Annotated in this window: 23 protein-coding genes and 1 pseudogene; 15 read left to right on the top strand and 9 right to left on the bottom strand. The window is 38.3% G+C overall.

Translation table 11 applies throughout. From position 1 onward, the window contains the following. Positions 1-14 precede the first annotated feature (14 nt). The gene (locus ACINWC141_RS15310) at positions 15-665 is read right to left on the bottom strand and encodes a potassium channel family protein (protein WP_009392617.1); all 651 of its coding nucleotides are present in this window, start codon (positions 663-665) and stop codon (positions 15-17) included. A 145-nt stretch (positions 666-810) separates the two neighbouring features. Then, positions 811-2,358, bottom strand: coding sequence for a threonine ammonia-lyase, biosynthetic (gene ilvA / locus ACINWC141_RS15305; protein WP_171061980.1), 1,548 nt, complete (start codon positions 2,356-2,358; stop codon positions 811-813). A gap of 101 nt (positions 2,359-2,459) precedes the next feature. Between ilvA and rpiA the strand changes: the two genes are divergently transcribed. Next, positions 2,460-3,131, top strand: a complete 672-nt coding sequence (gene rpiA, locus ACINWC141_RS15300; protein ID WP_009392669.1) for a ribose-5-phosphate isomerase RpiA — start codon at positions 2,460-2,462, stop codon at positions 3,129-3,131. After that, entirely contained in the window at positions 3,131-3,811 is a 681-nt protein-coding gene (locus ACINWC141_RS15295) for a YgjP family zinc-dependent metalloprotease (protein ID WP_009392615.1), read from the top strand. Before rpiA ends, ACINWC141_RS15295 begins: the two co-directional genes overlap by 1 nt. Here ACINWC141_RS15295 and ACINWC141_RS15290 read toward each other — a convergent pair. Continuing rightward, a complete protein-coding gene (locus ACINWC141_RS15290; protein ID WP_009392692.1) occupies positions 3,808-5,316 on the bottom strand; it encodes a hypothetical protein in 1,509 nt (502 codons plus the stop codon). The two genes, ACINWC141_RS15295 and ACINWC141_RS15290, sit on opposite strands and share 4 nt — an antisense overlap. Positions 5,317-5,500: 184 nt before the next feature. Here ACINWC141_RS15290 and argC point away from each other — a divergent pair, with 184 nt between their 5' ends. The 6 genes from argC (at position 5,501) to ACINWC141_RS15260 (ending at position 11,942) form a co-directional block, all read left to right on the top strand. Next, positions 5,501-6,556: an N-acetyl-gamma-glutamyl-phosphate reductase gene (argC, locus tag ACINWC141_RS15285; protein WP_081400185.1), complete on the top strand. Its 1,056-nt coding sequence runs from the start codon at positions 5,501-5,503 to the stop codon at positions 6,554-6,556. A 75-nt stretch (positions 6,557-6,631) separates the two neighbouring features. Continuing rightward, complete coding sequence (locus tag ACINWC141_RS15280) at positions 6,632-7,390, top strand: DUF6776 family protein (RefSeq protein ID WP_081400184.1); 759 nt, start codon at positions 6,632-6,634, stop codon at positions 7,388-7,390. 9 nt (positions 7,391-7,399) lie between these two features. After that, positions 7,400-7,813 (top strand): ATP-dependent Clp protease adapter ClpS, encoded by a 414-nt coding sequence (clpS, locus tag ACINWC141_RS15275; protein ID WP_002121129.1) that lies wholly within the window; start codon positions 7,400-7,402, stop codon positions 7,811-7,813. A gap of 9 nt (positions 7,814-7,822) precedes the next feature. Beyond that, entirely contained in the window at positions 7,823-10,099 is a 2,277-nt protein-coding gene (clpA, locus tag ACINWC141_RS15270) for an ATP-dependent Clp protease ATP-binding subunit ClpA (RefSeq protein ID WP_009392681.1), read from the top strand. 3 nt (positions 10,100-10,102) lie between these two features. Continuing rightward, a complete protein-coding gene (locus tag ACINWC141_RS15265) occupies positions 10,103-10,465 on the top strand; it encodes a YnfA family protein (protein WP_009392624.1) in 363 nt (120 codons plus the stop codon). A gap of 421 nt (positions 10,466-10,886) precedes the next feature. Beyond that, the gene (locus ACINWC141_RS15260; protein WP_009392629.1) at positions 10,887-11,942 is read left to right on the top strand and encodes a 3-deoxy-7-phosphoheptulonate synthase; all 1,056 of its coding nucleotides are present in this window, start codon (positions 10,887-10,889) and stop codon (positions 11,940-11,942) included. Between the two features lie 47 nt (positions 11,943-11,989). Here the strand turns inward: ACINWC141_RS15260 and ACINWC141_RS15255 are convergent, their stop codons facing one another. Then, positions 11,990-12,907, bottom strand: a complete 918-nt coding sequence (locus ACINWC141_RS15255) for an alpha/beta fold hydrolase (protein ID WP_009392679.1) — start codon at positions 12,905-12,907, stop codon at positions 11,990-11,992. 2 nt (positions 12,908-12,909) lie between these two features. Next, entirely contained in the window at positions 12,910-13,470 is a 561-nt protein-coding gene (locus ACINWC141_RS15250; protein ID WP_009392604.1) for a PadR family transcriptional regulator, read from the bottom strand. A gap of 135 nt (positions 13,471-13,605) precedes the next feature. On the opposite strand from ACINWC141_RS15250, the gene ACINWC141_RS15245 reads away from it, so the two are divergent. From ACINWC141_RS15245 to ACINWC141_RS15230, 4 genes are all read left to right on the top strand, one after another. Then, the gene (locus ACINWC141_RS15245; protein WP_009392678.1) at positions 13,606-15,630 is read left to right on the top strand and encodes an NADPH-dependent 2,4-dienoyl-CoA reductase; all 2,025 of its coding nucleotides are present in this window, start codon (positions 13,606-13,608) and stop codon (positions 15,628-15,630) included. 69 nt (positions 15,631-15,699) lie between these two features. Beyond that, positions 15,700-16,107 (top strand): nuclear transport factor 2 family protein, encoded by a 408-nt coding sequence (locus ACINWC141_RS15240; protein ID WP_009392648.1) that lies wholly within the window; start codon positions 15,700-15,702, stop codon positions 16,105-16,107. A gap of 38 nt (positions 16,108-16,145) precedes the next feature. Further along, entirely contained in the window at positions 16,146-16,862 is a 717-nt protein-coding gene (locus tag ACINWC141_RS15235; RefSeq protein ID WP_009392686.1) for an SGNH/GDSL hydrolase family protein, read from the top strand. A gap of 19 nt (positions 16,863-16,881) precedes the next feature. Further along, on the top strand, positions 16,882-17,976 hold the full coding sequence (locus ACINWC141_RS15230; protein WP_009392694.1) for a YheT family hydrolase: 1,095 nt from the start codon (positions 16,882-16,884) through the stop codon (positions 17,974-17,976). A gap of 61 nt (positions 17,977-18,037) precedes the next feature. Here the strand turns inward: ACINWC141_RS15230 and ACINWC141_RS15225 are convergent, their stop codons facing one another. Together ACINWC141_RS15225 and ACINWC141_RS15220 are read right to left on the bottom strand one after the other, a co-directional pair. Next, on the bottom strand, positions 18,038-18,883 hold the full coding sequence (locus tag ACINWC141_RS15225; RefSeq protein WP_009392672.1) for a metal-dependent hydrolase: 846 nt from the start codon (positions 18,881-18,883) through the stop codon (positions 18,038-18,040). Between the two features lie 243 nt (positions 18,884-19,126). Further along, positions 19,127-19,612 (bottom strand): hypothetical protein, encoded by a 486-nt coding sequence (locus tag ACINWC141_RS15220; RefSeq protein ID WP_009392696.1) that lies wholly within the window; start codon positions 19,610-19,612, stop codon positions 19,127-19,129. Between the two features lie 223 nt (positions 19,613-19,835). Between ACINWC141_RS15220 and pyrG the strand changes: the two genes are divergently transcribed. From pyrG to eno, 3 genes are read left to right on the top strand one after another with little or no spacing between them, the layout of a single operon-like run. Next, a complete protein-coding gene (pyrG, locus tag ACINWC141_RS15215) occupies positions 19,836-21,473 on the top strand; it encodes a CTP synthase (RefSeq protein WP_009392659.1) in 1,638 nt (545 codons plus the stop codon). A gap of 30 nt (positions 21,474-21,503) precedes the next feature. Then, a complete protein-coding gene (gene kdsA / locus ACINWC141_RS15210; protein ID WP_003652054.1) occupies positions 21,504-22,361 on the top strand; it encodes a 3-deoxy-8-phosphooctulonate synthase in 858 nt (285 codons plus the stop codon). Between the two features lie 45 nt (positions 22,362-22,406). Continuing rightward, on the top strand, positions 22,407-23,696 hold the full coding sequence (gene eno / locus ACINWC141_RS15205) for a phosphopyruvate hydratase (RefSeq protein ID WP_009392725.1): 1,290 nt from the start codon (positions 22,407-22,409) through the stop codon (positions 23,694-23,696). A 214-nt stretch (positions 23,697-23,910) separates the two neighbouring features. Here the strand turns inward: eno and ACINWC141_RS15200 are convergent, their stop codons facing one another. Next, on the bottom strand, positions 23,911-24,588 hold the full coding sequence (locus tag ACINWC141_RS15200) for a DUF421 domain-containing protein (RefSeq protein WP_009392666.1): 678 nt from the start codon (positions 24,586-24,588) through the stop codon (positions 23,911-23,913). A gap of 382 nt (positions 24,589-24,970) precedes the next feature. Beyond that, positions 24,971-25,103, bottom strand: a pseudogene (locus ACINWC141_RS20155) (IS3 family transposase); the annotation flags it as partial.

Here is a 25,103-nt window from a genome sequence, read left to right as displayed (position 1 = left end):
CTAGGTTTCGCCTCTTATATGAAGCAATTAGAAAGTTTTTTTAACTGCGGTAAATGACCTTCTAAAATAAGAATGTCATGTGTTTGCAAGGTGAAATTTTCTTCGGTCTCAAACAAAATTTGTTGCTGTCTTTTTACGAGCAATGTTTTGACCTGGGGTGCTTGCTGCATAATGCCATATAGGTTGATGCCGTTAAGTTTCTCTGGAATTTCAATTTTTATAATGTAGTGGTCATCTTCTAAAGACATATAGCGACTCACCATGGGATAGTTCAGTGCTTGGGCGACTCGTACCCCCATATCTTCTTCAGGATGAATAATTTTATTGATATTAAGGTGCGACAAAATGGTGTGATGTGCTTTAGTTTTTGCTTTTACCCATATCTTGTCCATACCTAAATTTTTTAAATTGAGTACACATAAGATACTTGCTTCAATATCTTCACCAATTGCGACCACAACTGCATCACAATTTTGAATATTTAGTTCATCAAGTACGTGTTCGTCAGTCGCATCGGCAATGACGGCATGAGTTAAAACGTCGGCAAGATTTTCAACATTCTTTTTTACCGTATCAATGCCAATAACATCATGATTTAATTTTGTGAGCTCTTGAGCAACAGTTGCTCCGAAACTTCCTAAGCCAATGACTGCAAACTGTGCCATATTGATCCTTGTTTCCTGATTAGACGTTTATTTTTAAGGATATTTTCTTTGAGATAAAGAGAGGCAATGTAAATATGAGGGCAATATTAAAAGAATTATATGAATAAGCCGACAAATTTGTCGGCTTATTCATTAAACATGAAGATTATTTCAAGAAACGTTTGTAGCCCACATTATTCGTAATTTCTGCATACGGATAACTAATTTGCTCAAGTGTTTCAATTAAGCCATCAGGATTTTGTTTCGCATCGGTTGCTTGTAAGCCTACTAAAACACGTCCTTCTGCTGCACCATGATTACGGTAATGGAACAACGTAATATTATGAGTTGGGCCTAAACGAGTTAAGAAGGTTAAAAGGGCACCTGGACGTTCTGGGAACTCAACGCGGAACAGTCTTTCATCATCTAGATTTGCATGACCGCCAATTAGATAACGAATATGTAGCTTAGCAACCTCATCATCAGACAGGTCATCTACAACATAATTTTGTTGCTTTAATTGTTCCAAAATTTCATGACGTTCTGCATCACCACCTTTTAAGCTAATACCGACAAATACTTGCGCTTCATCTGTATTGTTTGCTCGGTAGTTAAATTCAGTGATATTTCGGCCATGCAAAGCACGGCAAAAGCCTAAAAATGCGCCTTTTTCTTCAGGTAGGGTAACCGCATAAATGGCTTCACGCTGTTCACCTAACTCGGTGCGTTCCGCGATATAACGTAGACGGTCAAAATTCATATTGGCGCCGCATACAATCGACACCATATTTTTATTGCTGATTTTATGTTCGTGAATATATTTTTTAATACCCGCTAAGGCCATTGCACCAGAAGGTTCAACAATGCTGCGGTTTTCATCAAATGTATCTTTAATTGCTGCACAGATTTCATCTGTATTCACAGTGACAATGTCAGGATCAACAATCGGGCCTGAATTGTCAGATTTGCGCAAACGAATAATATCAAAAGGTAAAGCACCAATTTGGGCAACGGCTGTACCATCTGCAAATAAGCCTACATGTGGCAAAATTACACGTTCATTTGCTTCTAGGGCTGCTTTTAAACAAGCAGACTCTTCATATTCAACACCAATAACTTTTACGTGTGGTGCAACTTCACCTAGGTAAGCTGCTACGCCTGAAATAAGGCCACCACCACCTACAGCAACAAACACATATTCTACATCACGCCATTGACGTAAGATTTCATTGGCAATTGTACCTTGACCAGCAATCACAAGTTCATCGTCATAGGGTGGAATGAATACAAGTCCTTCAACTTCGGCACGTTGTTGTGCATATTTATTTGCTACATCAAAACTATCACCATGTAACACAACTTGACCGCCCAAGCGTTTAACTGCTTGAACTTTAATGTCAGGAGTCGTGCTTGGCATGACAATAATCGCTGGAACTCCTAAACGTTGACCTGATAATGCTACACCTTGAGCATGGTTGCCGGCAGATGCACAAATTACGCCACGTTCGAGTTGTTCTTTAGGTAATTGGCTAATACGGTTATAGGCACCGCGTAATTTAAAAGAAAAAACAGGCTGTAAATCTTCACGTTTAAAACGAATAATATTATTTAATTTTTGACTAATTCGTGGAGCTGCTTCGAGAGGTGTTTCAATTGCAACATCATAAACCGTTGCTTGTAAAATTTGTCGTACCACACGAGACAGCATGTTCATATTCCCTATAACAGTTTAAAATAGGAAGTTATTGTAGCAAACCCCTGTGCATTTGCGCCGATTATTGGTGCATAAATGTCAAAAAATAGTTGAGTGATGTCATGAGTCTATATGCAACCCAAGATGAAAAGAAACAAGCTGCTGCGAAAGCTGCTTTAAAACACTTACCCAAAGGTGGCATTTTGGGGGTTGGGACTGGAAGTACCGTAAACTTTCTCATTGATTTATTACCTGAATTACAATTAGAAGCTGCCGTGGCAAGTTCTCAAGCAACTGCCGATCGCCTTAAAAAATTAGGCATCGAAGTTGTAGATATGAACCATGTCGGTGGTTTAGATGCGTATGTTGACGGGGCAGATGAGATTGACCGCCATATGCATATGATTAAAGGCGGTGGTGCTGCATTAACACGCGAAAAAATTGTAGCTTCAATTGCTAAGAAATTTGTTTGTATTGTTGATGATTCAAAATGGGTTGATCAACTCGGACGTGATTTTCCACTTCCAGTAGAAGTTATTCCAATGGCTCGTTCTGCTGTGGCTCGTAAGTTGGTGAGTTTAGGTGGCGACCCAGTTTATCGTGAAGGTGTAGTAACAGATAATGGTAATGTGATTTTGGATGTGTTTAATCTTAATATTTTAAATGCACTTGATGTTGAAAAAACCATTAACAATATCCCGGGTGTTGTGACTAATGGTATTTTCGCTTTAAATCCAGCAACAATTGCAATTGTTGCAACAAATAATGGTATTGAAGAGCGTACTGCACAGTAATGTCTGTGGAAATGCCAGAAATTAAAATCGTTCGACACGTAAGAGCAAGAAAATTGCGCTTACGTGTCGAGCCTGCTTCAATCCGTCTCACGGTTCCTTTGTTTTGTAGTAAGAAACAAATTCAGCATTTTTTGGCTCAGTCTGAACAATGGTTGACCGAGACGTGGAATAAGCAACAAAATGTTCAATCGGCATCGATTGATATTCCTTCCGAGATTTATTTTTTTAATAAAGACCAACCGTTTCAGATCATTGTTCAAAAGCAGCATCGAGTTTTTCAATTCGATTGGGAAAGCAGTTGTTTATTTCTTAAAGACACGCAGCCATATTTGGCATTACAAAGTGCAGTGATTGCGTTTGCAAAACAAGAATTGCCAAAACTTTTAAAAGAGTTAAGTGAACACACTCATTTGGTTTATAGGGAATGCACAATTCGCCGTCCGAAAACTCGTTGGGGTAGTTGTAGTAGTCAGCATAATATTATGCTACATGCAGGATTGGTGTTGATGCCACACGAGATTGCTCGTTATGTGGCTATTCATGAATTAGCTCATACTAAACATTTTGACCATAGCCCAGCTTTTTGGGCTGAAGTTGAAAAATACGATCCCTATTTTCAAAAACACCGCAGACAACTTAAATCAAATCCGTTGCCTGCATGGTGGTATGTCTCAAATTAACTAAAACTACATTCTAGTTGTGGTGTTTGTAAGTTATCTGGTGCTTTTCGGCTGTCTAAACCTGCTTTAGCACTCACGATTTTATTTGCTTTAATCGACAATTGTATAAAGTTGTATTGCTGCGTTGCGTTATTGGGCTCGGCAGAACTTGAATTGAGTAAATAACTTGAGCTTGCAGCATCAGTTTGCAATAAATTATCTGTACTATCCGCACTTAACGCAGAGCGATAAGTCTGTGATCCTTTAATAAGTTCGATTTGACCATTCGCACGGAAATTTAGCTGGCAACCTGTTGCAATGTCCTCATAGTGACCCACTAGATAGTCTGTAGCAGGTAGTTTTGAGTCGGAAAGATTAATACTCGTCAAACCTTGTTTGCAAGGATACGCAGAACCGTTACAAGTCGCTGTAATGCCGCTAAAACCTACAGCACGGCGATAATCACCAGCACCATCTATACGGAAAAAGTCAGTCGTATTTCCGGCAGGTACGATCCCTGAATATAGTTTTTTATCCAGTAGATCGTAACCCGTCTGATCTAAAAGCTGTTGTGAATTAGCCTTAGCTAATTCTAAGGTAGATGTTCTTAAATTGGTTGCAAAATTATCGCGTGTTGTTTTTTGATTGGCTGCGATATCTAACAACGTATTTTTGACTGGATCAATATTATCTGGAGCAGATGCGAAAATAGGAGTAAATGTTGTTTGATCGCCGTGAAGTTTTTTCCCATCTAAAAAGCCATCTTTTAAATCGGTTGCCAAACTTTTAATGAGTTCTTGGTATGTGGTTGTTCCACCATGAAAAGTTGTCCAATATTGTAAGTAACCAAAGCTAAGATAGGTATCCACATATGTAGTAGGTTTTATAGAGGAGTACTGCATGAGGGAATTGGTTGGACTTAAACTTGGAATATCGGCATCTTTAAACGCATTAAGAAGAGATCTATAAACATCCTGTGAAGCTAAATCGACATGCAATTGTTCAATACGAGTTGGGTCAATCGTCTCTTGAGGAAGTTGTCCTGAACGTATCACAGCCCGTTGGTAAACCGCTTCACTGCTTGGACTGATGAATAGGGTTCTGCCACTTATACTGTTTGGTGTAATAAACGCATGATAAGTACCAGAGAAATTTTGATAGGTTGAGGTAATGGGATCAAATACTTGAGATGAATTTTGAGTCGTAATTTCTACGCGATATAAACGACTTAATTTAGCGGTAGGAATTTTGACATTAAAGCTGTTTAAGCTTGCAATTGAGGTATCTACTAAAACAGCGTTCGTGCTGTTGTCATATACTTTGAATTGGATATTACGAATTTCTACGGGAGACTTAACAGTAACATCAGTTGTTGCCTCTGGAGTAGGATCAACGGGTGTTGGAGTGCTTGGTGAGTTGCCACCGCTACTGCCTCCACCTCCGCAGCCTATAAGTGCAGCACTTAAAATTAATGTGCTCAAGCCAAGGTAAGTGTGTAATTTTGTTTCTTTTGATTGATGAAGCATCCTAGCTCTCCAAAATTAAATCTGATATTTATTTGCTGATATTTGTTTAGTTCTGACAGTTCAATAAGTGCTATCTAATTGTCGCTAAAATTAAAAAAATTAAAATTACCAAGCATGAAATGGTTTTGTAAGCTTGGACATCCTGTCATACTACTGCACAAGTATAGATTCAAAAATTGAGGTAATGCACGTGATTTCTGTCGGAATTGTTGGTGGAACGGGTTATACAGGCGTTGAACTATTACGTATTTTATTACGACATCCTAAAGCGCAGGTTCGAGTTCTTACTTCACGTACAGAAGCGGGCAAACCAGTTGCAGATATGTTCCCTAATTTACGTGGCCATACTGATCTTCAATTTTCTGATTTAAATATTGATGATTTAAAAAAGTGTGATGTTGTATTTTTTGCTACTCCTCATGGTGTTGCGATGCAGCATGCAAAAGAACTGATTACTGCTGGCACTAAAGTTATTGATTTGGCCGCTGATTTTCGTTTACAAAATCTTGAACAGTTTGAAAAATGGTATGGCATGGAGCATGCCTGTCCAGAAGTTCTGGAAAACTCAGTATATGGTTTGGCTGAACTAAACCGCGAAAAAATTAAACAGGCTCAAGTTATTGGTAACCCTGGTTGCTACCCGACCACTGTTCAATTGGGTTTGGCTCCACTTTTGAAATCAGCACAAGCACTTATTGAAACAAAAAATATTATTATTGATGCGAAGTCAGGTGTTTCTGGTGCTGGCCGTAAAGCAAGCTTAGGCATGATTTATAGCGAAAATGCTGATAACTTCAAGGCTTATGGGGTTGCAGGTCACCGTCACCATCCGGAAATTGTTGAAGCATTAGAAAATATTTCTGGGCAAAAAGGTGGTTTTGAAGGGCTTTTGTTTGTTCCTCATTTAGTTCCAATGATTCGCGGTATGCTCAGCACAATTTATGTCGATTTGACAGAAACTGGAAAACAAACTGATATTCAGGCATTGTATGAGCACTTTTATGCAAATGAAAAATTTGTTGATGTGATGCCTGCTAACAGTTCGCCTGAAACACGTAGTGTACGCGGAGCGAATGAGCTTCGTATTGCTTTATATAAGCCGCAGCCGAATAAACTTATTATTCTTGCGGTACAAGATAACCTTGTGAAGGGTGCATCTGGTCAAGCTGTACAAAATATGAACCTTATGTTCGGCTTTGATGAAGATGAAGGCTTACAAGGGATTGGTTTATTACCATAAAAAACTCTTTTTTGCTTCACACACATTTAAATTTCGATTTAAATGTGTGTCTTGACTCTGATCTTAAACACTGAGATGACGATGCAAAACTCTGGACAGACGACTTCGGCAGAAAGTTCGTTGCAAAAGAAAAATTTTTTAAATACTAATAAACCTTTGTTTATTGGTGCGGCTATTTTAATGAGTGGTTGTCTTGCGCTCGGCTATACAATTGGTCACCGTCAAGGTTTAACTGTTGTAGGTTACGATGCTGATGCAGAGCAATTGGTTGAAGTGGTGCAAAAGCAGAAAACAGCTTTAGATGCGGTTAATAAAAGCCTGAACGCTGCAGTGCAAGAGCGTGATGTTGCTGTAACAAATGCAAATGATCTGTTTGAAGCTCTTAATCAGGCCAACGCTGATAAAACGCAGCAAGAAGGTATGAGCAATATCTACCGTGAGATCTTGAGGCAGCGTGGTGGCTTAAGCTTAACCATTCAAAATTTAGCGATTAAACCTCTGCCTGAAAATGCTTATGAATATCAGTTGGATTTAGTACAGGTAAGCCCAGGCAAGCGCCGTGCTTCAGGATCGATTGAGATAAGACTCATTAAAGACACCGAAGTTTTGGTTGTACCACTTGAAGCTAAAAACTTTAACTTTACTGACTTTGAGCGTTTAACAGGTCGTTGGACGATGCCTAAAGGTTTTACCCCTCAATTTATTGAGGTACGTTTAACAGGCGGTTCAGATACACCAGTTATTAAGCGTTTTAGTTGGCAGCGTGGTAAACCTGTCGAAACATCTTCTGCTTTTGTGGCAGAAATTCCTCAAGCTGAAGCAAATTCACAATAGTAACATCCTATGCGAACAAATAAGCGTCAAACAAACTTAAAAGATATCAAGGCTTCTTTTCAGCAGTCTGGTTATGTCGATTGGCATTTCCATCCACGCTTAAGTGATTCGCAAAACGAAGATCATGACGGAGAGGTTGTTGTACAAACAGCCCCTCCTGAACTCAAGCGTCCGCCTTTATATGCAGTCGTATTAATGAATGACGATTACACGCCAATGGACTTTGTAATTGAAATTTTACAACAATACTTTGCAATGAATCTTGACCAAGCAACTCAAGTAATGCTAACAGTACACTATGAAGGTAAAGGTATTGCTGGGGTATATCCAAGAGACATCGCGGAAACCAAAGCAAACCTTGTTAATAATTACGCTCGATCGCAAGGTCATCCATTACTTTGCCAGATTGAGCCTAAAGCATAAGGGGGTTACATGCTCAGTCGTCAATTAGAAGTATCATTACGTTTGGCTGTTAGCATGGCTCGTCAAAAGAGACATGAGTTTCTTACAGTTGAACACTTATTATTAGCATTACTCGATAACGATTCGGCCGTAAATGCATTAAAAGCATGTGGGGCTGATATAGTTTCTTTGCGTAAAGAATTAGAAGAATATGTAGAACAACATACTCCTAAGCTTGGCGAAAATAGCGAGCAAGCTCCTCATCCAACAGAAAGTTTTGACCGCATTTTGCAACGTGCTATTTTCCACGTTCAATCAAGTGGCGGCGATCGTACTGTTGAGGGCGCGGATGTTTTGGTCGCAATGTATTCAGAGCGTGATTCTTTTGCTGTGTATTTGCTTAAACGTCATCAAATCAATCGCTTGACATTGACTCAATATTTGTCTCATGGGACACGTAAAGACGAAGTACAAGTTGAAGAAGAAGTTGAAGATATTGAAGGTGAAACGAGTACGGGCAATGCAGGGCCATTAGAGCTTTATACGCTGAACTTAAATGTTGAGGCGCAAAAAGGCAAAACTGATCCACTTATTGGTCGTGAAAAAGAAATTGAGCGTACAGCACAAATTCTGTGTCGCCGTCGCAAAAATAATCCCTTACTGGTAGGTGATCCGGGCGTTGGTAAAACCTCGATTGCTGAAGGTTTGGCATGGTTAATTGTGAATGGCAAGGCGCCTAAACCTTTGAGTCAGGCTGAAGTTTATAGTTTAGATATTGGTGCGTTAGTAGCTGGCACCAAATATCGCGGTGACTTTGAAAAACGTTTAAAACAGTTGCTTAATGCTTTGAAGAAAAATCCAAATGCGATTTTATTCATTGATGAAATTCATATGATCATTGGCGCCGGCTCGAGTATGGGCAGCACAATGGATGCTTCAAATCTCATTAAGCCAGCTTTAGCTAATGGTACTTTACGTTGTATCGGTTCAACGACGTTCCAAGAATATCGTCAGGTTTTTGAAAAAGACCATGCATTATCACGTCGTTTCCAGAAAATTGATGTCAATGAACCGAGTATTACTGAAACAATTGATATTTTGCGCGGCTTAAAATCTAAATTTGAAGATTTTCACCACGTACAATATGACGATAAGGCATTAGTATCAGCTGTAGAGCTTTCTGCTAAATTCATTAATGATCGTTTCTTGCCAGATAAAGCGATTGATGTGATTGATGAAGCAGGTGCTCAGCGTCGTTTGAAGGCTGAAAGCGATGATAGCTTGATTACTGTAGAGAATATCGAAGATATCGTTTCTAAGATTGCTCGTATTCCACCTAAAACTGTGTCTAAAGATGATAAGTCAGTGCTTGAAAATCTTGAGCGTGATTTAAAACGTGTGGTGTTTGGTCAAGATGAGGCGATTACTGCATTAGGCTCAGCGATCAAGTTGTCTCGTGCTGGTTTGAAGTCACCAGATAAGCCAGTGGGTAGTTTTGTTTTTGCTGGCCCAACAGGTGTAGGTAAAACCGAAGTGACTAAGCAACTTGCGAAGTTGTTAGGTGTAGAGCTTGTGCGTTTCGATATGTCCGAATATATGGAACGTCATGCAGTGTCACGTTTAATTGGTGCGCCTCCAGGTTATGTGGGTTATGACCAAGGTGGGTTGCTCACTGATGCGATTCATAAAAATCCGCACTGTGTGTTATTGCTTGATGAAATTGAGAAAGCGCATCCTGATGTGTTTAATCTCTTGCTGCAAATCATGGATCATGGTGCTTTAACAGATAACAATGGACGTAAGTCAGACTTTAGGAATGTGATTATTGTTCTGACTACGAATATTGGAGCGGAAAGTATTTCTCGCGCGAGCATTGGTTTTACAGAACAAGATCATAGTGCTGATAACCAAGAAGCGATGAAACGTGCTTTCTCACCAGAGTTCCGTAACCGTCTAGATGGTGTTATTCAATTCAAAGCATTGCCAACAACTGTCATTGAGTCTGTAGTGGACAAGTTCTTAACAGAATTACAAGCACAGCTAGATGACAAACAAGTTGTACTTGATGTTGATCAAAGCGCACGTGATTGGTTAGCAACTAATGGTTATGACCGCTTGATGGGCGCACGACCAATGCAACGCCTCATTCAAGAACACTTGAAGAAACCATTAGCTGAAATGATTTTGTTTGGTGAACTGGCAGATCATGGTGGGAATGTTGCTGTATCTGTGAAAAAAGAAGATGGCAAAGCTGTCGGCTTAAAACTTGAAGTGTTTGAAGATCATCATACGGCAGAACCAGCGTAAATTATGTTAATTGATAGTCTTGCGATAACCCGAATACTCAGTGTATTCGGGTTATTTATTATCACAGCTATTGCTGAAATTCTTGGTTGTTATTTCCCTTATCTAATTTTAAGAGAAGGTAAGTCTGCTTGGCTGTGGTTACCTACAGTTTTAAGTTTGGCTGTTTTTGTTTGGCTGTTGACCCTACATCCCGCCGCTTCTGGGCGCATTTATGCTGCCTATGGCGGTATTTATATATTCACTGCTCTCATGTGGCTGCGCTTTGTTGATCAGGTTGGATTAACAAGGTGGGATATATTGGGTGGCCTAATTGTGCTTTGTGGCGCAGGATTAATTATTTTACAACCTCAAGGCTTGGTTCGTTAATATGATGAGTGAGTCAAATCTTAAGCGTAAAAATAAGAGATTTTTCAAAAAAAGACTTGTCAAAGCTTTCAACAATGCGTATTTTAGATTCAAGGAACATTTTTTTATATTTGAGATAAAGATGTTAAATCTATCTGTGAACACTAACGCATATTATTATTTTTGGCAATTTAGATAGTTGCCTGAGCGTATTCGGGCATGAGAAAGTTGCCCATCACAGTTAATACCTGATCGGCAACCCCGATCAGGTTTTTTTATGCTTTATCTTTTTGAATCGAGGAACTTAAAATGAACAACATGACTTATTCATACTTTAGCAACTTTTATTGGTTTTACTTTTGCTTACCTTTACCAACGAATAGATCCAAAACGCTCAAATAAATGATCGGACTGAATAGATTGCAGTCCCAAGGAAAAACCAATGAATGCCCTAAATACTTTATTGACACAAAGCAATACAAAAGAAACACCAGTTAGTTTACCTATCCAGTTAAAAGCAAAATATCCGCTTTCACAATCTTTCGCACGTCAAGTTGCCGAACACCGCCAAACTATTCAAAATATTCTTATCGGCAAAGATCATCGGTTAATGGTAATTACAGGGCCTTGTTCAATTCATGATCCGGTTGCAGTACTTGAGTACGCTGAAAGATTGCAAAAATTACAAGAAAAAGTAAAAGATCAAATTTTTATCGTGATGCGTGCATACATTGAAAAACCGCGTACAACTGTAGGTTGGAAGGGTTTCATGTACGATCCAAATTTAGATGGTTCATCAAATTTACAACTTGGTTTAGAAAAGTCTCGTGAACTTTACCTACAAATTATTGAAAAGGGTTTGCCAATCGCGAGTGAAATTTTAAGTCCAATGGCAACGGGTTATTTTGATGATTTGTTAGCTTGGGGTGCAATTGGTGCTCGCACAAGCGAATCTCAGATTCACCGTGAAATCTCAAGCCATATGCCATACAGTATTGGTTTCAAGAATGGTACGGATGGCTCAATTCAGATTGCATTAGATGCAATTCAGTCAGCACAAAATGAACATCAATTTCTAGGAATGAATCAGCAAGGGTTACCTTCAGTCATTCAGAGTGCTGGTAACCTTTTACCTCACTTGATCTTGCGTGGGGCAAATCATGGACCAAATTATGATTTAGCTTCAATTCAGGCAATACGAGAAAAGTACAAACAAAATCTTCCTGCATTAGTCATTGACTGTAGTCATGGTAATAGTGGTAAAGATCCATTACGTCAGCCAGAGGTTTTACAGCAAATCGTTGCCGAACGTTTAAAAACACAAGTAAAGGGTGTCATGATTGAAAGCCATTTAGTTGATGGCAACCAAAAGATTTCTTGTGATATGACTTATGGGCAGTCAGTAACTGATGGTTGTTTAGGATGGGAAAAAACCGAGCAACTGTTGTTAAGTGTCTCTGAGCAATTAAAAGCGAAAGAGTTGGCTCATTCTGCGTAATTATTTATAAGTTTAAAAAGGGATCTGTGAACAGATCCCTTTATTTTTTAAGAAGCATGTTTTAATTCTGATAAAAATGTTGAGATTTCATGCCCAAATTTTTTCGGTTCGGTCAGTAAAGGTGTATGGCCTGAGCGCTCAAAATATATTGTTTTTGCATGCTCGACACTATGTGCAATAAGTGTCTGCCCAGTTTCAGGGTAGAGTGTCGAATTACGACCAATAAAGAATGTCGTAGGGCACTGTAATTGTTGAAGCGCTTCTCGATAATCTTCATTGTGATAAAGATAGTTTTCAACATACCAAAATAAATAATCTAAACGCTGAATTGGTAATAAATATTTTTGTAGGAAAGGCCGTTTGAGGGCTGTTTTAAAAACCAAAGGACTAAATGGATTACTACTTTGCAACTCAATAAAATCGACCCAAAGGCGAACTAATTCTTGTCGATCTGGAAGAAATAATTCATAAAGATATTTAGCAGTTTTGTGTTTTGATAATAACTGATAGATATCATTTAGTAACTGTTTGAACTGAGTATGAAGAGGACCAAATAATCCATATTCCCATGTTGAATCTACAGATATTTTTGGCGTTTGGTCGATATGTAAATATGCTTTTAACTGCTGTGCTAAATGAGCATGTTTCATACCATGCATGGCAGTTGTGGCGCCCATTGAATAACTCATCAAGATAAAGTTATCGAGTTTCAATTGTTCTATTAAATGGGCAACGTCTTGCCAATGGCTGGAAATTGCATCTTGCTCAGGGATTGCGCAGTTTTTTGAACCGCCAAAACCACGCCAATCTGGAATAATAAACTCATATTCTTTACGGTTTGCATAGATAAAGGGTAGCCATTGCCAGCTTTGCATGCCAAGACCAGATAAAACCAAAACTGGCTCACCACGACCAACTCGGCGTACAAATAAATTTTCCCGATCGGGCATGGTGTAATAGGGCATGGCTATTCTCCGGATACGCTATCTTGGGCAAAGAGTTTTAATTGAGGGATGACTTGTTCCAACCATTTGATCCATTCACTTTCCATGGTAATCCCAAGTTCTAAGATCATTTTGTGGATGTATAACACGCGGTTATTGAGATCATCACTATTTTTAAAATCCTTATCATAAATACTTTGATAAAGTTTCAGCTTCTCTTGATGTAAACCAAGATGCCTTAACAGCTCAGGTAATATCTGATTATTGCTCAATTGTGCTTCAGCACGCAATCTAACCATTAAATCATCACGAAGTTGTGAGGGTTCACTTTGTTGAGTCATCCATGAAGCTAGCTCAATACGCCCTAACTGTTCAACTTGATAAGTCTTTTTTCGACTATTGTCCATTTCATTTTCTAACGTTGAAACCCAACCTTTTTTAAGCATGTGGTTGAGTTCACGATAAATTTGCTGATGGGTGGCATTCCAGAAAAAACCGATTGAACGATCAAAGCGGCGGGCAAGTTCGAACCCTGTGCTTGGTCGTTCAAGCAAGCTGGTCAATAAAACATGAGAAAGTGACATGGCAATCCGGTTTGTAAGCAAAAGTAAAGTGTGACTGATGAGATTATGCAACATGTTGCATAAAAGTCAAAATTTGATTATAAATTAATGCAACAAGTTGCATTAGCAAGCGAATTGCTAGCCAAAGGAGAAAATATGTCAGCTTATCCACATTTATTAAAGCCACTTGATTTAGGCTTTACGACTTTAAAAAACCGTGTGCTTATGGGGTCTATGCATATTGGGTTAGAAGAAGCACCACAGGGATATGAGCGCATGGCTGCGTTTTATGCTGAACGTGCAAAAGGTGATGTGGGGTTGATTGTAACTGGCGGTGTTTCTCCAAATGATGATGGTGTTGTATTTACTCATGGCACAAAGCTCGACACAGTTGAAGAAGCTGAAAAACATAAAGTGATTACCCAAGCTGTTCATGAAGCTGGGGGTAAAATCGCTATGCAGATTTTACATACTGGGCGTTATTCTTATCAGGCAAATAACGTTGCTCCTTCAGCAATTCAAGCACCGATTAACCCAATTAAGCCGAAAGCTTTAAGTTCTGCCGAAGTACAGCAGACCATTGATGACTTTGCAAACTGCGCCAAACTTGCTCAGTATGCGGGTTATGATGGCGTGGAAATCATGGGCTCAGAAGGTTACTTAATTAATGAGTTTATTGCTGCCCGTACGAATCATCGTGACGATGAATGGGGTGGTAGTTATGAAAACCGGATGCGTTTTCCTATCGAAATTGTAAAACGTACCCGTGCTTTAGTGGGTGAAAACTTTATCATTATTTATCGTTTATCGATGCTTGATTTAGTTGAAGGTGGTTCAAGTATTGATGAAGTGATTCAGCTTGCAAAAGAAATTGAAAAAGCAGGTGCAACTATTATTAATACAGGGATTGGCTGGCATGAAGCTCGTATCCCAACAATTGCGACCAAAGTTCCTCGTGCTGCTTTTACGTGGGTGACCGAAAAACTTAAAGGTGAAGTCTCTATTCCCTTAGTTACTTCTAACCGAATTAATACGCCAGAAATGGCTGAGCATGTATTGGCATCTGGTCATGCTGATATGGTGTCTATGGCGCGCCCAATGCTCGCTGATGCTGAGTTTGTCTTAAAGGCAAGTCAAGGTCGTAGTGATGAAATTAATACATGTATTGGTTGTAACCAAGCTTGTTTAGATCATATTTTCTCAATGAAAATCGCAACTTGTTTAGTAAACCCGCGCGCATGTTATGAAACTGAACTTATTTTTAAAGAAGCACAAGTTCAAAAGAATATTGCTGTTATTGGTGCAGGGCCTGCGGGCTTAAGTTTTGCTGTATATGCAGCTGATCGTGGGCATCAGGTCAAAATTTTTGAGGCCAGTCATCAAATTGGTGGGCAATTTAATATTGCAAAGACTGTTCCTGGAAAAGAAGAGTTCTATGAAACTTTACGCTACTTTGGTCGCCAAATTGAGTTACGACCAAACATTGAGTTAATTTTGAATCATAAAGCAACTTATGAAGAGTTGAGCCAAGCAAATTTTGATGAAATTGTGGTTGCAACGGGTGTCACGCCTCGTCAATTACAATTTGAAGGCATTGATCATCCTAAAGTACTCAGCTACTTACAAGTTTTAAAAGAACGTGTGCCAGTGGGTCAGCGTGTAGCCATTATTGGTGCGGGCGGTATTGGTTTTGATACGGCTGAATATCTCACTCACGAGGGTGAAAGTGGCAGTTTAAACCCAGAAAAATTCTATGAAGAATGGGGAATTGATACTCAATATGAGCATGTAGGTGGTTTAAAGCAGCCAAAAGTTGAGACTTCTGAACGAGAAGTCTATTTGCTGCAACGTAAGACTGCTGTTGTTGGCGCTGGTTTAGGTAAAACTACAGGCTGGATTCATCGTGCAGGCCTAAAAAATCGCCAAGTTAAAATGCTTGCAGGTGTGCAATACGACAAAGTAGATGATCAGGGCTTACATATCACTATAGATGGGCAACCAAGTGTGCTTGAAGTTGATCATGTTGTGATTTGTGCTGGTCAAGAATCTTTCACTGCAATGTATGATCAATTAAAAACAGATGGAAAAAATGTGCATTTAATTGGTGGTGCTAAAGAGGCAGGAGAGCTAGATGCAAAACGAGCAATACGTCAAGGTGCTGAATTAGCAGCGGTACTATAAATTTTATGGGGACATTTTTTAACGGAAATGTCCCTAACTTCATTGGTTGAATTATAGGATAAAATGACAATGACACTTGAAACTACAAAACAGTCTTTAGAAAAATGGCATCACATGATTCAGGCAGGTAACTTATCCGATCTAAATGATTTACTGGCAGATGATGTGGTTTTTCGTTCACCGGTTGCCTATAAACCTTACGAAGGAAAGCAGGTTGTTTTCTTCATTCTTACCAATGTCATTCAAGTGTTCGAAAACTTTACATATCATCGTGAGTTTTATACAGAAGATGGTGAAAATGTGGTGCTTGAGTTCAGTGCCAATGTCAGTGGCAAGTCATTAAAAGGAATCGATATGATTCGGTTTAATGAACAAGGAAAAATTATTGATTTTGAAGTAATGATTCGTCCAATGAGTGGGTTAGCTGCACTGGCTGAGCAAATGGGTATAAGAATTGCCAAGTTTCAACCACAATAATTTTAGTAAATAGCCTAAGTAAGATAGAGATTAATAGAATGTGGTTAAAACTTTCAACTTTAGCATTGTTGCCTGTACTTTTTGTACAGGGAACAAAGGTTCGTAAGAATACACCACGCTTGCTAGAAGCCAGTGGTGAAAGAGAAGGCATTGTTGGCAAGGGCAGACCATTATCTCTGCTTATTTTAGGAGACTCTGCCGCAGCGGGAGTTGGTGTTGAAACACAACAAGACGCTTTATCTGGCGCAATTATTTCTGAGTTACAAGATCAATATTTGATAAGTTGGAAGCTTCATGCAAAAACAGGTGATACTACTAAGCAGGTTTTTCAAGCTTTACAGCATTTAGAACGGCAAAATTACGACGTTGTTGTTACGTCTATTGGCGTTAATGATGTGACAAAATTAACGTCAGCAAACTCATGGATAAAACAACAAAAGCAATTATTTGAACATATACAGGCACGTTTTCAGCCTAAACTCATTATTGTTTCGGGCGTTCCGCCCATGCAACATTTTCCAGCTTTACCAAATCCCTTGGCTTGGTTGTTTGGAAAATATGCGGAGCAAATGAATCAAGTGTTATATAAATGGTTAGAATCACAAAACCAATTTAGATTCGTTCAATATGATATTGAAAGTTTTCAAGCGATGAACTTACCTATGGCAAGTGATGGCTTTCATCCGAGCAAAGAAATTTATGCAATTTGGGGACAACAGGTTGCAGCATTAGTGCGGCAATCATTTAACTCATAATCAGAGGTTGTGATTGGAAATGGTCATATCTACTTTAAATAAAATTAAAGCTTTCGGTTCAGAATTGTTTGATTCGGTACTCGGTGCTGAACAACCAAAAGTCTATTATGAGCCAAAAGGAAAAATTAAAGATGTTTTGGATAAGTTGCCTCAACTTAAACAAAAATATCGTCCTACGCCATGGTTAAGCAACAATCATGTTCATCTTTTATATTTTGATATTATTAGAAAAAAAACTATTAAGCTTGAATATGATCGTATTGACCAGCTCAGCATGAAAGATGGTGGTGTAACTGCAATCGCATGGTATGGCTATAATCTTCCAAAAACCACTCCTACAGTTGTCATTATGCACACCATTACTGGAACGCCTGAAAGTATGCGTGAGTTGGTGAGAGATATACATCAATATACGGGATGGAGAATAGCACTATGCTTACGCCGTGGGCATGCGGGTTTACCTATGCCTGTACCACAGATTTCTCTTTTCGGATCAACAAGTGACCTTAAAGAACAGCTCACACATATTCAAAGTTTGTTTCCCGAATCTGATTTGTATGCTGTTGGTTCCTCTGCCGGAACAGGGTTGTTGGTCCGCTATTTAGGAGAGCAAGGCACTGACACACCATTTAAAGCTGCTTTTGCAATGTGTCCAGGCTACAATACCGAAATTGGCTTTAAAAATGTTCATCCGTTTTATAGCAAAATGATGACTAAGAAGTTATTCAAATATTTTATTCATCCTTATCAAAATACATGGAACCAGATTGCTTCTTTAGAAAAGGTTCTTGCAACGACTAGCCTCGAAGAGTTTGAAAAAGAATATTTTGAAATGGCTGGCTTTCAGGACTATCAAAGTTATTGTCAGGCAATTAATCCAATTTATGTATTTGAAAATGTCAAAATTCCATTAATGATTCTTAATGCTGAAGACGATCCGGTATGTTCTATTAAAAATTTAGAACCTTATAAAGAAACGATTCAGCAAATGAGTAATATTGCAGTGGTAACTACTAAAAAGGGAAGTCATTGTGGTTTTTACGAAGGTTGGAAAAGTACGTCATGGGCAGCCAAATTAATATCGAATTATTTTATGGTCGATCATAAAGAATGACAGTATGTGGTCATAAATTAATAAAGCCCATCTATTGAATGGGCTTTATTAATTTATCAGTTCAAGATAAAAGCAATTTGGGATCTTTCAGTCCAATTTTAAGTTTAGTACTAGCCACAAGGTCTTTTTCATCGGTTTGGTTAGGATGGAAATCAAAGCGATAATAATCAAAAAACTTCGGAGTTAGAACTTTATATTGTGTTGTCATAAAACCAAGAAACTTACGCCAAGATTTAAAATTAAGAAGTTGACGATCCCGTTTCATAAGCACAAATTGATAAATTGTTGAAAAACCAGTAATTAAAAATAGGCTTAAAGTAAACACTGTAATACGCGGGAGATATGCGCTCAAGCCACTTCCATATAAGTGTTCATAAAGATCAAAGGCCACTGCTTTATGTTCAGTTTCTTCAATACTGTGCCATAACCATAAATTACGAATAGTTGAGTCTGTCATTAGTTCATTAACAGACTGCATCATGCTAACCACGAGTACTGCGGTATAGTGTTCAAGGCCTACCGTTACAAGTAGGTTCCATTTTTTACTAAAAACTTTTTCAATACTTTTTAAAACAATTCCAGTTACTTTTTCTAAAGACTCTGGATCTAAACCATGTTGTTGTGCGCTCACATGGAAAGCATGATGTTCTTTAGAGTGCATTGCTTCTTGACCAATAAAAGCACTGATTTCGCGATCTAGAAGTTCATTCGACTTTGCTTTTGCGCGTAATGCTCGAACTGAACGAACAAAATATGATTCACCCTCAGGAAACAATGTAGATAAACCCGTAAAATAATGGGTAAAAGTAGGTTCGTTATTACACCAGTAGCGTGGTGTATTTTCAAAATTATAGTCCATACGACGGACTGGAAATGAGGCAGGCACGCGATTTGATACGGTATTCATTTTAAGCTCCAATCTTCTTTTAATTAAAGTTCCAAAAAGGAACTTGATTAAAAATTACATCTCAGAATAGGGAACGTCAATGTTTTTTCAAATGAAAGAAGTAGGTTGTCCTAAATTGATATCTAGAAAAACTTTAAAGACAAATTGGAATAAAAAAGTAAAACTGATAATTGAGTTGATAATTTTAATAATACTTAAAAAGCCCAAATCAAGTGTTTAATTTGGGCATATTCATACAGGAACTTAGTTTTTAAGCGCTGGCGTAGCAGCAGCAATTGCAGCGGCAACAGCATCATCTTCAGTTTGAGATGGCTCAGCTGGTTTAGCCGGTTTCGACTGAACTTTCTCAGGCTTAGGCTCTGGTTTTGGCTCAGGCTTAGGTTCCGGTTTTGGCTCAGGCTTAGGTTTCGGTTCAGCTTTAGGTTGCTCAGAAGCTGTTGTTTGTGAACTTTGATCAGATTGGGCAGGGCGAGTTTCACGGCGAATTTCGGTTGTAGTATTCGCTGTTTCTTCGTGATGAACTTCAACTTGCGTTGGTTCCTGTGTTTGAGCTTCTTCAGTTTTAACACTTTCTAAAGACTCAAATTTTGCAGGTTCAGCAGGCTTAGGTTCTGAAACAGCAGTTTCAACCTTTTCTTGCTCTTCTTCTGGTGTTTCTTTTTTGACACATGCGGTTAACAATAGTCCAGCTGCAATTGCAGCACAGATTAAAAGTTTTTTATTTGCCATTGTCCTAAACAACATTTAATTGAGGAGCTGGCATTATAACAGCAAAAGAGAATGAAAAAATCATGTGAGATTGACCTAATTTTTTATTAAAAATGCTGATAGAATAACCAGTTGTTTAATGATCTTTGAATTGGTGCGGTTTGACTTTGCTTTATAGGGGCAGAGTACAGTAAAATTGCCCAACATTGTAGGCCGATTTCGGCTTGATTGTACGAGAAACTTAATGACCCATTTTATTTTTGTTACTGGTGGTGTGGTTTCATCGCTAGGTAAAGGTATTTCTGCTGCTTCAGTTGCTGCACTTTTGGAAGCCCGTGGCTTAAAAGTCACAATGGTTAAAATGGATCCTTACATTAATGTCGATCCGGGGACAATGAGTCCTTTCCAACATGGTGAAGTTTTTGTCACAGAGGATGGTGCCGAAACTGATCTAGACTTGGGTTATTACGAACGTTTCTTACGTCGTGCGAAAATGACCAAACTGAATAACTTTACCAGTGGCCGTGTATATCAAGACGTTTTAAATAAAGAACGTCGTGGTGACTACTTAGGTGGTACGGTTCAAGTTATTCCACATATTACAGACAACATTAAAGAACGTGTACTTCGCGCTGGTGAAGGTTACGACGTTGCAATCGTTGAGATTGGTGGTACGGTTGGTGATATTGAATCACTTCCATTTATGGAATCAGTTCGTCAATTGATGGTAGAGCTTGGTCATAAACGTACCATGCTGATGCATTTAACATTGTTGCCATACATCAAATCTGCAGCTGAGTTAAAAACTAAGCCAACTCAACATTCAGTGAAAGAACTTCTTTCAATTGGTATTCAGCCAGATATCTTAATCTGCCGTACTGAGTATGATGTAGATGTTGATACTAAACGTAAAATTGCATTGTTCACTAACGTAGAAGCGCGTGCGGTTGTGGTATGTAAAGATGCGAAAACGATTTATCAAATTCCACGTACATTCTATGAACAAAACGTTGATGACTTGATCTGTGAACGTTTTGGGTTTAATGATCTTCCTGAAGCTGACTTAACCGATTGGGATAATGTAGTTGAAGCATTGTTAAATCCTGAATACACAGTACGTGTTGCGATGGTCGGTAAATATGTAGAACTTCCAGATGCTTATAAATCTGTGAATGAAGCACTTTTACATGCGGGTATTCAAAACCTTGTCAAAGTTCAGATTGATTATGTCAATGCTGAAGAACTTGAAAGCCAAGACGTTTCTATTTTGCAAACAGCTGACGCAATTTTAGTCCCAGGTGGCTTTGGTGAGCGCGGTACTGAAGGCAAAATGAAAGCTATTCAATATGCACGTGAAAACAAAATTCCATTCTTGGGTATTTGTTTAGGGATGCAATTGGCTGTAATTGAATATGCACGTCATGTTGCAGCAATGCCAGAAGCATCTTCTACAGAGTTTAACCGTTCTACAAAGTATCCATTGATTGGTTTAATTACCGAATGGTTAGATGAGCGTGGCGAGTTACAACAACGCAGCGTAGAGTCTGATTTAGGTGGAACTATGCGTTTAGGTGCACAAAAATCTGAATTGGTTGAAGGCACAAAAACACGTGAAGTCTATGGTAAAGCAGAAATCACTGAGCGTCACCGTCACCGTTATGAAATGAATAACCGTTTCATTGAGTCGATTGAAAAGGCTGGTATGAAGATTTCAGGCTACTCTTCTGCACAACATTTGGTTGAAACTGTAGAAATTCCTGAACATCCTTGGTTTATTGCTGTACAATTCCACCCGGAATTTACAAGTTCACCACGTGATGGACATCCATTATTTGCTAGTTTTATTGGCGCTGCGAAAACTCAGCATCAAAAAAGTAAATAATGCGATTTTAAATAAACTGGGAAAGTTTAAATGTCACAATTAAAACCACAAGAAGTTGTACGTTTAGGCGATATACAAATGGCAAATCATTTGCCATTTGTATTATTTGGCGGAATGAACGTACTTGAATCAAAAGATTTAGCTTTCGAAATTGCAGAAACGTATGTTGATATTTGCAAACGCTTAGATATTCCATATGTATTTAAAGCAAGCTTCGATAAAGCAAATCGTTCTAGTCTGCATTCATTCCGTGGTCCTGGACTTGAAAAAGGGATTGAATGGTTAGGTGATATTAAAAAACATTTTAATGTGCCTATCATTACTGATGTTCATGAGCCACATCAAGCTGAAGCAGTTGCAGAAGTAGCTGATATTATTCAGTTACCTGCTTTCTTAAGCCGCCAAACTGATCTTGTTGAAGCGATGGCGAAAACCCAAGCCATTATCAATATTAAGAAAGCTCAGTTTTTGGCACCTCATGAAATGCGTCATATCCTGAATAAATGTTTAGAAGCAGGAAACGATAAACTTATTCTTTGTGAGCGTGGTTCAGCATTTGGCTACAACAATCTTGTTGTAGATATGCTTGGCTTTGACATCATGAAAGAAATGAATGTACCAGTTTTCTTTGACGTAACACATGCGTTGCAAACTCCTGGTGGCCGTGCTGACTCAGCAGGTGGTCGTCGTGCTCAAATTACAACTTTAGCACGCGCTGGAATGGCAACAGGCTTAGCCGGATTGTTCTTGGAAGGTCATCCGGACCCAGAACATGCAAAATGTGATGGACCTTGTGCATTACGTATGTCGCAGCTTGAGCCATTCTTGGCACAAATAAAAGAATTGGATACTTTAGTTAAAGGATTCAAAAAGTTAGACACCCATTGATGCAATAATCTGCATCTAGTTATTCATTCAACAGAGGAATTGTTCATGAGCCAAATCGTTGACATCCGTGCACGTGAAATTTTGGACTCTCGTGGTAACCCAACCATCGAAGCAGACGTAATTTTAGAATCTGGGGTTGTTGGTCGTGCATGTGCACCATCTGGTGCTTCAACTGGTTCTCGTGAAGCTTTAGAACTTCGTGATGGCGACAAAGCACGTTATTTGGGTAAAGGTGTTAAAACTGCGGTTAATAACGTAAACACGATTATTCGTGACGCTTTAGTGGGCAAATCAGTATTTGAACAAAAAGACATCGATAATACGATGATCGAACTTGATGGTACTGAAAATAAAGAAAAATTGGGTGCAAATGCAACTTTAGCTGTGTCATTGGCTGCTGCACGCGCTGCTGCTGATGAAAAGAAAATTCCTCTTTTCCAATACATCGCTGATTTACGTGGTCAAACAATTTTGACTATGCCTGTACCAATGATGAACATCATTAATGGTGGTTCACATGCAGACAATAATGTTGATATTCAAGAGTTTATGATTGAGCCAGTAGGCTTCACTTCATTTGCTGAAGCATTACGTGCTGGTGCTGAAATCTTCCATTCATTAAAATCAGTTTTAAACAAAAAAGGTTTAAACACTGCTGTAGGTGATGAAGGCGGTTTTGCACCAAACTTGCGTTCAAACGAAGAAGCAATCACTGTTATTCTTGAAGCTATTGGTCAAACTGGTTACAAAGCTGGTTCTGACATTATGTTGGCGCTTGACTGTGCATCTTCAGAATTTTACAAAAATGGTCAATATGTTCTTGCGGGTGAAGGCAATAAAGCATTCTCAAGCAACCAGTTCTCTGACTATTTAGCTGGCCTTGTAAACCAATATCCAATTATCTCAATTGAAGATGGTTTAGATGAATCAGATTGGGAAGGTTGGTCTTACTTGACATCTATCCTTGGTGACAAAATCCAATTGGTAGGTGATGACTTGTTCGTTACAAACCCTAAGATTTTACAACGTGGTATTAATGAGAAAGTAGGTAACTCTATCTTAATCAAATACAACCAAATTGGTACGTTGACTGAAACTTTAGATGCAATTTACCTTGCTAAAGAAAATGGTTATACAACTGTAATTTCTCACCGTTCTGGCGAAACTGAAGATTCAACTATTGCTGACTTAGCAGTAGGTACAGCGGCTGGTCAAATTAAGACTGGTTCACTTTGCCGTTCTGACCGTGTTTCTAAGTACAACCAATTACTTCGTATTGAAGAATTGACTAAAGCTGCTTACCGCGGTAAAGCTGAGTTTAAAGGTTTAAACTAATCTTTAAATAAAAAGTTAAAATTAATTTTTTAACATTTTAAGGTGCTATTTAACTCTTTTAATGGGGAAATAGCACCTTTTTTAATTTATAAAAATAAATTAATTTTTCATTTTCTATTACTTCTTTTCTTACATCTCAAAAATGCAAAATTCTATCTGTTACAGCCTTTTTAGCAAAACCTAATATCTGAATTTATAATATTGAATTCTTTTACTATCCTAGACGCCGGGTTTTTAAAGACTCAGCCCAACTATGATGTTTGCAACGAGTACATTCTTGATCGATTTTATTTAGAATTTTAGTTTCCCCACATTTCATACATGAATAAAAAGTATTGATTTTAAGTACGTCAGCTTTGTAGTAGGCATCAGGGAAGAGTGGTAACCCCCATTTTACGTCTTCATCTTCATAATACAGTAAACTAAGAATTCCGTCGGACTCAAGCAAAGCTGTTCTGATTTGACCTAAATGTTCAACATTTTGTTGGCGCATTTCTGAGAAAAACTCATCATGTGAATATGTTTGTTTCTGGAAATCCTTATAGACTAAAAGTCCATCTTTCACTACACAAAGTGCTTTTCCTTCCAATAGATCTTCAATTTTTTTATGCTTCACCATGGCCCATGTTACAAGACGATAGAGAAACAGAATAACGATAAAGGCGACTAAAGCATGTATGATAGGTAAGTCTTTGGTAAACATTGGGTCACCAGCCGCTGAACCTAAACATAGAATAATTGCGAGTTCAAAAAGGGAGAGTTGGCGTATACCTCGTTTACCTGATAGTCTTAAAAAACTAATAATAATGATAAACATGACGGAACATCGAACCAAAATCTCCAAAATGAAGGGCCAAGTCGTGTCACCTATGAAAATATTAAAAAAATCCATTTTTTTCTCCTTTTAAATAGGTGTAATAAATCTTTATAGAATTCTTAGCAAATTAAAAATAGAAAAAATATACTTTTTAAGTAGTTATTGGTTAAAAATTAGAACTCTATGTGATTTTGTATAAATTTCACTATCCTGCTTATTCATTAGAATAAACATATATTCTAGGTTTTAATGGTAGATAAATAGCAAGATAAAGTGATTGTTGACGTGTTCAATTAAGAGAAAGGTAATATTTATTGGAATTTAGTTTTAATAGTTTTTTATTTATTCGTTATTAGACTAATTCTTTATTATATCTAATGATAATATATTATTTTGAGTTATATTGGGATTTTGTTGATATACGCTGAATTATCAGGAGACTTTCCCTTGGGAGATTCTAGGCAGCCAACTTATAAAAGTCTTCGGCCATTTGATTTGGTGTCTTAAAACCCAAACCCTTTTGAATTCTTCGATGATTATAAAATAACTCAATGTATTTTATAATATCTGCTTTGGCTTCTTCTCTGGTT

The sequence above is a fragment of the Acinetobacter sp. WC-141 genome (genome assembly GCF_000313935.1).
Lineage (GTDB): Bacteria > Pseudomonadota > Gammaproteobacteria > Pseudomonadales > Moraxellaceae > Acinetobacter.
Note: the sequence above shows the minus strand (reverse complement) of the source record. Positions and strands in the feature narration are given on the sequence as shown.

Coding starts and splice junctions, on each gene's coding strand:
- ACINWC141_RS15225 (WP_009392672.1), bottom strand. CDS start 18,883: ATGAATACCGTATCAAATCGCGTGCCTGCCTCATTTCCAGTCCGTCGT.
- ACINWC141_RS15200 (WP_009392666.1), bottom strand. CDS start 24,588: ATGGATTTTTTTAATATTTTCATAGGTGACACGACTTGGCCCTTCATT.
- ACINWC141_RS15245 (WP_009392678.1), top strand. CDS start 13,606: ATGTCAGCTTATCCACATTTATTAAAGCCACTTGATTTAGGCTTTACG.
- ACINWC141_RS15240 (WP_009392648.1), top strand. CDS start 15,700: ATGACACTTGAAACTACAAAACAGTCTTTAGAAAAATGGCATCACATG.
- ACINWC141_RS15220 (WP_009392696.1), bottom strand. CDS start 19,612: ATGGCAAATAAAAAACTTTTAATCTGTGCTGCAATTGCAGCTGGACTA.
- ACINWC141_RS15280 (WP_081400184.1), top strand. CDS start 6,632: ATGACGATGCAAAACTCTGGACAGACGACTTCGGCAGAAAGTTCGTTG.
- ilvA (WP_171061980.1), bottom strand. CDS start 2,358: ATGAACATGCTGTCTCGTGTGGTACGACAAATTTTACAAGCAACGGTT.
- clpS (WP_002121129.1), top strand. CDS start 7,400: ATGCGAACAAATAAGCGTCAAACAAACTTAAAAGATATCAAGGCTTCT.
- ACINWC141_RS15260 (WP_009392629.1), top strand. CDS start 10,887: ATGAATGCCCTAAATACTTTATTGACACAAAGCAATACAAAAGAAACA.
- eno (WP_009392725.1), top strand. CDS start 22,407: ATGAGCCAAATCGTTGACATCCGTGCACGTGAAATTTTGGACTCTCGT.
- kdsA (WP_003652054.1), top strand. CDS start 21,504: ATGTCACAATTAAAACCACAAGAAGTTGTACGTTTAGGCGATATACAA.
- argC (WP_081400185.1), top strand. CDS start 5,501: ATGCACGTGATTTCTGTCGGAATTGTTGGTGGAACGGGTTATACAGGC.
- ACINWC141_RS15310 (WP_009392617.1), bottom strand. CDS start 665: ATGGCACAGTTTGCAGTCATTGGCTTAGGAAGTTTCGGAGCAACTGTT.
- ACINWC141_RS15265 (WP_009392624.1), top strand. CDS start 10,103: ATGTTAATTGATAGTCTTGCGATAACCCGAATACTCAGTGTATTCGGG.
- ACINWC141_RS15290 (WP_009392692.1), bottom strand. CDS start 5,316: ATGCTTCATCAATCAAAAGAAACAAAATTACACACTTACCTTGGCTTG.
- ACINWC141_RS15250 (WP_009392604.1), bottom strand. CDS start 13,470: ATGTCACTTTCTCATGTTTTATTGACCAGCTTGCTTGAACGACCAAGC.
- rpiA (WP_009392669.1), top strand. CDS start 2,460: ATGAGTCTATATGCAACCCAAGATGAAAAGAAACAAGCTGCTGCGAAA.
- ACINWC141_RS15255 (WP_009392679.1), bottom strand. CDS start 12,907: ATGCCCTATTACACCATGCCCGATCGGGAAAATTTATTTGTACGCCGA.
- ACINWC141_RS15230 (WP_009392694.1), top strand. CDS start 16,882: ATGGTCATATCTACTTTAAATAAAATTAAAGCTTTCGGTTCAGAATTG.
- ACINWC141_RS15295 (WP_009392615.1), top strand. CDS start 3,131: ATGTCTGTGGAAATGCCAGAAATTAAAATCGTTCGACACGTAAGAGCA.
- ACINWC141_RS15235 (WP_009392686.1), top strand. CDS start 16,146: ATGTGGTTAAAACTTTCAACTTTAGCATTGTTGCCTGTACTTTTTGTA.
- pyrG (WP_009392659.1), top strand. CDS start 19,836: ATGACCCATTTTATTTTTGTTACTGGTGGTGTGGTTTCATCGCTAGGT.
- clpA (WP_009392681.1), top strand. CDS start 7,823: ATGCTCAGTCGTCAATTAGAAGTATCATTACGTTTGGCTGTTAGCATG.